This window comes from Halovivax sp. (assembly GCA_007119345.1).
Lineage (GTDB): Archaea > Halobacteriota > Halobacteria > Halobacteriales > Natrialbaceae > Halovivax.
The window spans coordinates 1-9,188 of record SKPV01000074.1 but is presented as its reverse complement, the minus strand read 5'-3'; the positions used below and the strand labels follow the sequence as shown (position 1 = coordinate 9,188).

Annotated in this window: 7 protein-coding genes and 1 pseudogene; 4 read left to right on the top strand and 4 right to left on the bottom strand. The window is 66.9% G+C overall.

The genetic code is table 11. The annotated features are described in order from the left end of the window. A pseudogene (locus QZT59_RS05295) lies at nt 1-350 on the bottom strand (hypothetical protein); the annotation flags it as partial. A gap of 265 nt (nt 351-615) precedes the next feature. Between QZT59_RS05295 and QZT59_RS05290 the strand changes: the two are divergent. Together QZT59_RS05290 and QZT59_RS05285 are read left to right on the top strand one after the other, a co-directional pair. Further along, the gene (locus QZT59_RS05290) at nt 616-1,623 is read left to right on the top strand and encodes a YbhN family protein (protein WP_290812405.1); all 1,008 of its coding nucleotides are present in this window, start codon (nt 616-618) and stop codon (nt 1,621-1,623) included. A gap of 113 nt (nt 1,624-1,736) precedes the next feature. Further along, on the top strand, nt 1,737-2,453 hold the full coding sequence (locus QZT59_RS05285; RefSeq protein WP_290812402.1) for a TFIIB-type zinc ribbon-containing protein: 717 nt from the start codon (nt 1,737-1,739) through the stop codon (nt 2,451-2,453). A 113-nt stretch (nt 2,454-2,566) separates the two neighbouring features. On the opposite strand, the gene QZT59_RS05280 is transcribed toward QZT59_RS05285, so the two are convergent. From QZT59_RS05280 to glyA, 3 genes are all read right to left on the bottom strand, one after another. Then, a complete protein-coding gene (locus tag QZT59_RS05280) occupies nt 2,567-3,184 on the bottom strand; it encodes a VOC family protein (RefSeq protein ID WP_290812399.1) in 618 nt (205 codons plus the stop codon). A gap of 127 nt (nt 3,185-3,311) precedes the next feature. Beyond that, nucleotides 3,312-4,205: a bifunctional methylenetetrahydrofolate dehydrogenase/methenyltetrahydrofolate cyclohydrolase gene (locus QZT59_RS05275; RefSeq protein ID WP_290812396.1), complete on the bottom strand. Its 894-nt coding sequence runs from the start codon at nt 4,203-4,205 to the stop codon at nt 3,312-3,314. A gap of 137 nt (nt 4,206-4,342) precedes the next feature. Beyond that, nucleotides 4,343-5,590: a serine hydroxymethyltransferase gene (gene glyA / locus QZT59_RS05270; RefSeq protein WP_290812393.1), complete on the bottom strand. Its 1,248-nt coding sequence runs from the start codon at nt 5,588-5,590 to the stop codon at nt 4,343-4,345. A gap of 116 nt (nt 5,591-5,706) precedes the next feature. On the opposite strand from glyA, the gene QZT59_RS05265 reads away from it, so the two are divergent. Together QZT59_RS05265 and tbsP are read left to right on the top strand one after the other, a co-directional pair. Continuing rightward, on the top strand, nt 5,707-7,803 hold the full coding sequence (locus QZT59_RS05265) for a hypothetical protein (protein WP_290812390.1): 2,097 nt from the start codon (nt 5,707-5,709) through the stop codon (nt 7,801-7,803). A 401-nt stretch (nt 7,804-8,204) separates the two neighbouring features. Continuing rightward, nucleotides 8,205-9,023, top strand: a complete 819-nt coding sequence (gene tbsP, locus QZT59_RS05260; protein ID WP_290812387.1) for a transcriptional regulator TbsP — start codon at nt 8,205-8,207, stop codon at nt 9,021-9,023. Nucleotides 9,024-9,188 lie beyond the last annotated feature (165 nt).

Genomic DNA, 9,188 nt, shown 5'->3' with positions numbered 1-9,188 from the left:
TCGTCGTCTCCGTCGTCCATCCCGTCGTCGTCTCCGTCATCCATCCCGTCATCGACGTCTCCGTCGTCTTCCTCGACGGTGACCGACGCACCTTCGACCGGATCCTCGTCCTCGTTTTCGACCGTGACCGTGAGCGTGTGCTCGCCGTCTTCGTCGTCGAGCGCGTCGTCGTCTTCGTCGTCGAACGCGTCGTCGTCTTCCTCGCCGAGCGCGTCGTCGTCTTCCTCCCCGAGACCGTCGTCTTCCTCGTCATCTTCGGGCCCCTCGTCGCCGCATCCGGCGAGAGCGACGGCGGTAGCGGTTCCTGCGGCCGCGACGAATCTGCGTCGACTGAACATTTCGGGCGACATATCCCGGGATAGTACGGTTCGTCGGGTTGACCTGCGGCCTGCACCTGCAGCACGTTGATATCCCGTCGACTATCGTGGTCGGACCGATGATCGTCATCGGTCGGTGAACGCCCGGATCCGAAATGGCCGGTGCGTTCCCGTCGGTCCGCCGGCGATTCGGCGGTCAATTTTTACCGGACGCAGGCGCGACGGCGTCGTCGTCCGACCCCTCCACCGCCTCGTCTCTTTCATAAGATAGTTGTATGTTCGATACCATCATTGCCGCGTGAAACGTCGGATCGCGCTGGGCTTCCTGATCGCCGCCGTCCTCCTCGCCCTCCTGGTGACGCTCGTGGGTCGAGAGCAGGTCTTCGAGGACCTGTCGGGAGCGAACCCGACCGTCGTCGCGCTCGGGTTGGGGTCCGGCGCGCTCATGCTCGTCTTTCGGGGACTCGTCTGGGTCCAGTTTCTGCGGACGATCGACGCGTCGATCACTCGCAGACACGTCTACGGCATCTTCTTCTCCGCGATGTTCGTCAAGTACGTGACGCCGTACGGCCAGGTCGCGACCGAGCCGTTCGTGGCGTACATCGCCTCACGCGACGCCGAGATGGCCTACGAGGACGGGCTCGCGGGCGTGCTCTCCGCGGACGTGCTCAACTACGTCCCGTACTACTCGTTCGGGTTTTTGGCGATCGGCTGGACGATCGCCAACGGGGCCGTCGGGGCGGACATCCAGAGTTACTTGATCGCGTTTTCCGGCGTGTTCCTCGCGCTCATCACGCTCTCGTTCGTCGTCGTCAAGCGGCCGGGGGTCATCTATCGCATCGTTCTCGGGACGGTATCCGTCGTCCAGCGGCCGGTGAGCCGTGTCGCGGGCGGATTCGCCGCCAAGCTCTCGCCGGCGGCCGTCCGCGAGCGCCTGGACGGCTTCTACCGATCGGTCGACGTGATCGCGGCGGACCGGAAACTGCTCGTCGTCTCGACGCTGTACGCTCACGTCGGAATGGTTTTCCTGATGCTCCCGATCTACCTGGGCGGGCAAGCCCTCGGCTACGATATCGCTGTCTCGGTCGTCGTTCTGGCGGCCGCGCTCGGCAAGCTCGGGGCGTTCGTCCCCGCCCCAGGTGGACTCGGCGGCGTGGAGGGTTTCGTGACCGGCGCGCTCGTGATCCTCGGGTCGCTCAGCCCCTCGGCGGCATTTTCGATCGCGCTGATCTATCGGGTCTGTACGTACTGGCTCACCATCTTCGTCGGCGGCATGGGCGCGTTCGCGTTGGTCCTCCGACGGTGACCGTCGGCAGCCGATCCCGCGAGGCCCGCCGGTACGTCGACCGGGATGCGGTGGTGTGGGGCCCGGGAGACGCGGTCGAAGTGCCTTTCACGAGCGCCGGCGAACCGTCGCGCATGAAGATCCGGGGCGAGCGGGAGTGCGGCGAGTGCGGGACCCGCTGGTCGTACTACGAAACCGGGAGCGTCGGCTGTCCCGCCTGCGGCAGTCTGCGAAGCGTCGGACGCGACGACGAGCGTCGCGAGCACACCGACATGCCGGCCGAGCTCGACCTCACGCCGATCAGGGCCGCGGTCGACGACGCTCCTGTCGCCGAACTCGCCGAGCGGGCGGCGGACGTCTGTCGGGAGTACATCCGCCGTCGGGGTTTCGTCTCCGGCGGCGACCTTCGGGACCTTGACGACACGTACGTCGCCGCCCTGGAGTGTCGGCACGCGGCCCGCGCCGCCGACCGGATGCGGTCGCTCACCGAGGCCGAGGAGCTGTACGTCCTCGCGCTGCTTCGCGGTGCCGACCGCGGCGAACGACCGCCGACCGACGCGGTGCCGGCGAGCCTCCGGTCGGCCCGCGGACTCGCCGCAGCGGACGCGGTGGACGACTACCGACGCGACCTCCGAACGTGGGCCGAGGACGGGACGCTGGCGACCGACGAGCGAGCCGCGTTGGGTGCCCTCGGCGACCACGCGAAGCGGCTCAGGATGTTGGACGGCGAGGTGGCGCCCGAGAAGGCGACGTCGCTGCTGGCGGCCGCCCGGGAGCTGGCGACCGCCGTTCGAGACGGTGACGAGACGGCCCTGGCTCGCGCAGAGGATCGACTCGAACGACTGGTCTGAGCGATCGGTCGAACGACTGGGCTGGACGACTGGCCTGGGCGATCGGTCTGGACGGCTGGCCTGAGCGAGCGGTCGGCCCGGTGCCGCTCGACGGAGCTCCGGCCGACGGCCGATCACTCCACCCCGCCGACGCCGCTCGCCGCGTCCGGCAGCTCGTGGGCTTCGACCTCGATGTCGAGTTCCCTCAGTGCTGCCTCGAGGTGTTCGTCCTCGGCGTACTCGGCGCCGTCCGCCTCGCGGATCCGCTGGGTCGTCGCCAGGACCTCGGCCCGGCGGTCGTCGGGAATCTCGTACTTGTCCGTGGCGAGTTCGATGACCAGGCCGTCCTGGTCGCGGGTGTACAGCGACTGGAAGATGCCACGGTCGAAGACGTTGTAGCCGCGACCGTCCTCGTCGAGGGCCGCCATCACGTCCGCGAAGCGCTCGGGAGCGAAGCGAAACGCGAGGTGGTGGACCGACCCCACTCCCCCGGGCTGGGGTCGGGAATTCGACGGGCGATCGCCGACGAAGAACGTGAGAATCCGACCGTCGCCGGTGTCGAAGAAGAGGTGGGTCTGGGAGGGATCGTCGAGGTTCGGCTGCCGGAGGACGAGCGGCATTCCGAGGAGGTCGCGGTAGAACGCGATCGTATCCTCGGCGTTCGAGCCCCAGATGGTGACGTGGTCGGTGCCGGTGGTGTGGATCGGGCTGTCCGGCCGATCGGCGCCGACCGGAACTGGTTCGTCGGGCATGCGTGAATGTGACACCTCCGACGGGAAATAGCTGTGTTCGGCGGAACCCGAGGATTCCGGGGGTCGAACCCCGCGGGGAGTTTCGACTCGGGTGGACGGGGCTCCGAAGCTCGTCGTCCGATCCGCCTCAGGGTAACTCGACGTCGATACCCGCCTGCAGACTCGCGGCCTTCACCGTATTGTAGAGCAACATCGCGCGGGTCATCGGACCCACGCCGCCGGGGACGGGCGTGATCTTGCTCGCTCGCTCCGCCACGCTCTCGAAGTCGACGTCGCCGACGAGCTCGTAGCCCTTCTCCGTGTCGGCGTCGACGCGGTTGATGCCGACGTCGATCACGATCGCGCCCTCGCCGACCATGGAGCCGTCGATCAGGCCGGGGACGCCGACGGCGGCGATCAGCACGTCCGCCCGTCGAGTCTTCTCGGCGAGCTCGTCGGTTCGCGAGTGACAGACCGTGACGGTGGCGTTCCCGTCGTCGGCTTTCTGCAACAGGAGGTTGGCGAGGGGTTTCCCGACGATGCGCGAGCGACCCACGATCGTGACGTCCGCGCCCTCGGTCTCGACGTCGGAGGCCTCGAGGAGCTTCTGGACGCCGTGGGGCGTACACGGCCGGAAGCGAGCGTCGCCGGCGACCAGTAGACCGACGTTCTCGGGGTGGAAGCCGTCGACGTCCTTCCGGGGGGCGATCCGCCGGATGACCTCCCGGTAGTCGACGTGGTCGGGGACCGGATCCTGGACCAGGTAGCCGTGGATTTCGGGGTCGGCGTTCAACGCTTCGAGCACGTCGTAGAGCTCCTCGGGGTCGGCGTCGCCGTCGACGTCCACGTGTCGACCGTCGATGCCGACCTCCTCGCAGTCGCGCTGTTTCATGTTCACGTACGTCTGGCTCGCGGGATCGTCTCCCATCAGCACGGTGGCGAGTCCAGGCCGCGCGCCCGCGTCGGCGAGCGTCTCGATCGCCCCCGCGAGCTCGTCGCGAAGTTCACTCGCGACTGCGTTCCCGTCGATGATCTCCGTCATCACTCGTCACGCGGCGAGCGAGCGTAATCAACGCTCGGATTCGCGATCGGGCGTGCGGTCGACTCCGGTCCGTCTCGCCGAGGTCGCCGACTGCGTAAAACGCGTCCGCGTGCGTCCCTATCGCCGAACGATCTTCGTCACTCGTAGAGCGGGTTCGCCTCGCAGAGTGCGGCGACCTCGTCCTGGACCTCGGCGCGGACGCCCTCGTCGCCGGGTTCGTCGATAACGCGCGAGATCAACTTCCCCACGGTCCGCATGTCGTCTTCGTCGAAACCGCGCGTCGTCAGCGCGGGCGTCCCCGCGCGGATCCCGCTGGGATCGAAGGGGCTGCGCGTCTCGCCGGGGACCGTGTTCGCGTTCAGGACGATGTCGGCCGCCTCGAGGGCTTCCTCGGCGTCGCCGCCCGAGGTGTCCGGGTGACTCTCCCGGAGGTCGACGAGCACGAGGTGGTTGTCGGTGCCGCCGGAGACGAGCGAGAAGCCCTCCTCGGTGAGCGACTCGCCGAGGGCTCGCGCGTTCGCGACGGTCCGCTCGGCGTACGTCTCGAACGCCGGTTCGAGCGCCTCCTCGAAGCCGACGGCCTTGCCGGCCACGTTGTGCATCAGCGGGCCGCCCTGGCCGCCGGGGAAGACCGCGGAGTCGACGTCGTCGGCGAACTCTTCGCGCGTCATGACGATCCCGCCGCGGCCAGCCCGAATCGTCTTGTGCGTACTCCCGGTGACGAAGTCGGCGATTCCGACGGGCGACGGGTGGACGCCCGCCGCGACGAGCCCGGTGATGTGGGCGATGTCCGCCAGGTGGAGTGCGTCGACGTCGTCGGCGACGTCCTGGATGCGCTCCCACTCGACTTCGCGCGGGTACGCGGAGTACCCGGAGACGATGATATCGGGTTCGAACTCGGCGGCGTGTTCGACGAGCCCGTCGTAGTCGAGGTAGCCCGTCTCGGAGTCGACCTCGTACTGCTCGACCTCGTAGAGCTGGCCGGTGAAGTTCGCCGGGTGGCCGTGGCTCAGGTGGCCGCCGTGGTTCAGGTCCAGCGAGAGGATCTTGTCCCCGGGATCGAGCATCGCGAAGTAGACGGCCTGGTTGGCCTGCGTTCCCGAGTGGGGCTGTACGTTGACGTGCTCGGCCCCGAAGAGCTCCGCTGCGCGATCGATCGCGAGCTGCTCGACCGTGTCCGCGTGTTCGCAGCCGCCGTAGTAGCGCGCGCCCGGGTAGCCTTCGGCGTACTTGTTGGTCAGGACGCTCCCCTGCGCGTCGAGCACCGCTTCGCTGACGTGGTTCTCGCTGGCGATCATCTGCAGCGATTCTCGCTGCCGGTCGACTTCCGCAACCAGGGCGTCGGCGACCGCGGGGTCGACGGCGCGTACGTCCTCGTGGCGCATGGTGAAAGCCCCGCCCGGGCCGGCCATAAGTGTACCTTTCCGAAGGCGCTCCGATCGGAAAAATCGGTCCCCCGTCCGATACAACTAATTACGTACGGTGTCTTTCGCCGATCCGAATGATCGATTGGGAGGTGGAGCCTGACCACCTTCGCGTCGTAGACACCGACAGCACCGAGCTCCTCGTTTCGGGGGACCTGAGGGACGTCTCGGATACCGGCGCGGACGTCCCGCGGCCGATCGACCACGCAGTCGAAGCGACCGCCTCGGAACTGCGCTTTCCCCACGCCGTCGTCTACGTGCGCTCTCTCGCGACGGACTCGCAATTCGAACTGGATCCGGGCGGCGAGCCGCTCGAACTCCCTCCCGGCGAGTACCTGATCGACGTCGACACGGAGATCAAAACCTACGTGCGGTCCGCCGGCCGGATCCGGATCGAGAAGACCGACGACTTCGAGTGGGTGGTGATCAGTTTTCCGGAACGACGGCGCGTGGTGCTGGGGTTTCGGAGCCGCCACGAGTTTCCGGCGGGAACGATCACCGTCCCCGATGGCCCGGGCGCCCTCGCCAGGGCGATCGCCCACCTCGCATCGTCCCAGAAGACGACCGGGCCCGATCGATCGTACCCGACGCTTCGCGGTCACCCGCCCCTGATCGAGCGCGGAGACCGGTTCGAGGTTCCGGATAACGTCGCCTCCAGGACGCCCCGGACCGGAATCGAACTGGTACTGCCGGACCGATACGACCCGGTCTTCGTCACCGCGCCACTGGCGTACTACCTCCAGGCGGACGTCGAGACCGCGGCGGTCGATCGACCGGTGCTGGAGCTGCCGGAGGAGAACCGAGAACGTCCCCTCGAACCGCTTCCGGCGCTGGAACGGGACGTTGAGCGACTCCTTCGGAAAACGTTCTTCCTCGACTGTCTCGTGCGCAACGCGGGGCCGTACGGGACCAGGCTCTCGGAGGGGAGTCTCGTCGAGGCGCTCGAACTCGACGCGGCGGAGCTGTACGTCGCCTCGCCCCAACGCCGTCTCTCGACGTACCTCGACGTGCCGTACGAAGCGATCGAGCACAGACTTCCCGAGTGGCACCTGGCGACGTACGTGGAGCCCGGTCCCGAACTCGCGGAGACGATCCCGTTCCTCCTCGATCGGATGAGCGCGTGTTACCTGCCGCGGACGTCGGCGCTCGAGGGAACGGAACTGATCGAGCGCTCGCTGGAGGATTTCTACCGCGCCGATGGCGCGGAAACTCGGGTCGAGGAGAACCTTCGGGGGCGGCCGGGCGCCGGCGAGGTCGCCTCCGTGGACATCGTCAAGCCAGAACTCCGCAGCGGGCGGGTTCACGGCTGGCTCGCGGACGGCGTTCCGATCGACGTCTTCAAATCGGCGCCGGAGGCGTACTACAACCGCCTCGAGTACCTCGACGCGCCCGGCCGGCCCACCTCCATTTGCGTGATCCTCAACGATCCCGAGATGGGCGGAGAGCACGCGGACGTCTCCGCGATCTACCGGGACCGATCGGAGGACCTCACGATCGACGTGTCCGTCGAGGAGGGCTGTCGAGTCGCCGAGCTGGCCCGGCTCCTCGAGTCGCGCCACGACTTCGTTCACTACATCGGTCACTGCGAGGCCGACGGTCTGCGCTGTCCCGACGGGTTCCTCTCCGCCTCGAGCCTCGACCGCTGCGAGGTCGAGACGTTCTTTCTCAACGCGTGCGGCTCGTTTTACGAGGGAATGACGCTGATCGAGAAGGGGAGCGTCGCGGGTGCGGTGACGTTCACGCAGGTGCTCGACGAGCACGCCGTGAAGGTCGGGTCGACGTTCGCGAAGCTGTTGGTCAACGGATTCAGCATCGAGCGGGCGCTCGGGCTGGCCCGTCGTCGGATCATGATGGGGAAAGATTACGCGGTGGTCGGCGACGGCACCCACACGCTGGCCCAGGGAGACCACCGCGTCCCCACGACCGTGACCCTCGAACCGCTGGACGGGGGGGAGTACCTGCTCTCTGTCGAGTGCTTTTCCACGCAGGTGAAGGGGTCGTATTACTTCCCTCACACCGCCGATAACGAGTACGCCTACCTCTGTGGCAACGAGTCGAGCTTCATCCTCGACGCCGACGATCTGACGACCTTCCTCGCCGAATCGGAGGCGCCGGTAATTTACGACGGAGACGTCTACTGGTCACAAGAACTCTGGCCGCGACTCGAATCGTGATCGAGCCGTCCGTTCAGGGGCCGCCGTACGAACTGACTCGTTTCGCCCTCACCGCGGAATCCAACGGTCGAAGCGATTTTCCCACCCATCGAACGCGCTCGACTCCCCTCGACAGTACGTGACTGTGTTTGCCACCCATGCGGAACCAACGTTTGGCCGTTAACTATATAAGATTACCTGAAGCTCACGAAGAGGTGACGGTTTCGTCGTCGGGAACCGTCGGCAACACGGTTACGACGACGGACCACGCCGACCGTTTCGGCCGAAACTGGTCGACGATTCGATGCGTCGGGACCGGAAACCAACGGTGCGTTCGCTTCCTTTGAATGTTGGATGCGTGTTGCCGCTTGAGAGTGGCCACCAAAATTAAGTACCGAGAGGTGTTTTACTTCTCTATAGGCATGGACTCGAATTTACTAAATCACCAGATTGACGATATCCTGAAAACGATCCTAGAGGACGCGACCGGTGACGTGTACATGGTCAACCCGTCCCGGGACGCGATCGAGGAGTTCGTGTCCGTCGCGACCGAGTTCGACGGGGAGCTCCCGTCCGTTCACATGCTCGCCGACGAGCGGACGCTGAAAGACGTCATGGACGACTTCATCGTCGCGAGCAACGCGGCCGACCTCATCGACGCGGACGCGCTCGCGCTCCGCACCCTCGATGAGGCGCCGGAGAACTCGCTGCTCGTGACCGAAGGGTCGGTCGTCGCCATCGTCCACGCCGGCGATCGGGTCGGCGGTCTCGTCACCGACGACGAGGAGTTCGTCGACGCGACGATCGAGACGTACGAGGGTCGCTGGGAGGACGCCGAAGCGTTCAACCTTCGGACCCCGCCGATCACCCGGGTGCGCGAGACGCTCTCCGAGGAGATCAGCGCCGACGCCGAGGCCGACTTCAGCGCCATCCTCGGGTCGCTCGAGACGGCCAGAGGCGACGGCGACGGTCTCGACGAGGTCACGATCTCGCTGCTCGTCGCGGCCCGAAACGAGGCGCTGCTGTACGACATCAGCAAGTGGGGCGAGGACGTCGGCATCGCGTCGAAGGCGACGTTCAGCCGAACGAAGACGAAGCTCGAGGACATGGGCCTGATCGACACCGAGAAGGTCCCTATCGACGTCGGCCGCCCGCGCCTGCGACTGAAGATCGGCGACGAACGGCTGGCCGAGGCGGACAACGGCCAGCTCGCGACCGTCGCCCAGAGCATGTTGAACTGAGCGAGCCCCCGTTTTGCCGTCGGTCGACCGACCAGCGTCGCGTCCGAACCGCCCGGTCGCTCCGGTCCGTTCGGTCTCTCGCTCCGGTCCGTCTTCGCCCGCACGTCGGGATCCGTCTTCGCCCGCACGTCGGGATCCGTCTTCGCCCGCACGTCGGGATCCGTC

What these genes read in the sequence shown, in the direction of transcription:
- QZT59_RS05285 (WP_290812402.1), top strand. Translation starts at nt 1,737, where the DNA reads ATGAAGATCCGGGGCGAGCGGGAGTGCGGCGAGTGCGGGACCCGCTGG.
- QZT59_RS05280 (WP_290812399.1), bottom strand. Translation starts at nt 3,184, where the DNA reads ATGCCCGACGAACCAGTTCCGGTCGGCGCCGATCGGCCGGACAGCCCG.
- QZT59_RS05275 (WP_290812396.1), bottom strand. Translation starts at nt 4,205, where the DNA reads ATGACGGAGATCATCGACGGGAACGCAGTCGCGAGTGAACTTCGCGAC.
- glyA (WP_290812393.1), bottom strand. Translation starts at nt 5,590, where the DNA reads ATGCGCCACGAGGACGTACGCGCCGTCGACCCCGCGGTCGCCGACGCC.
- QZT59_RS05265 (WP_290812390.1), top strand. Translation starts at nt 5,707, where the DNA reads ATGATCGATTGGGAGGTGGAGCCTGACCACCTTCGCGTCGTAGACACC.
- tbsP (WP_290812387.1), top strand. Translation starts at nt 8,205, where the DNA reads ATGGACTCGAATTTACTAAATCACCAGATTGACGATATCCTGAAAACG.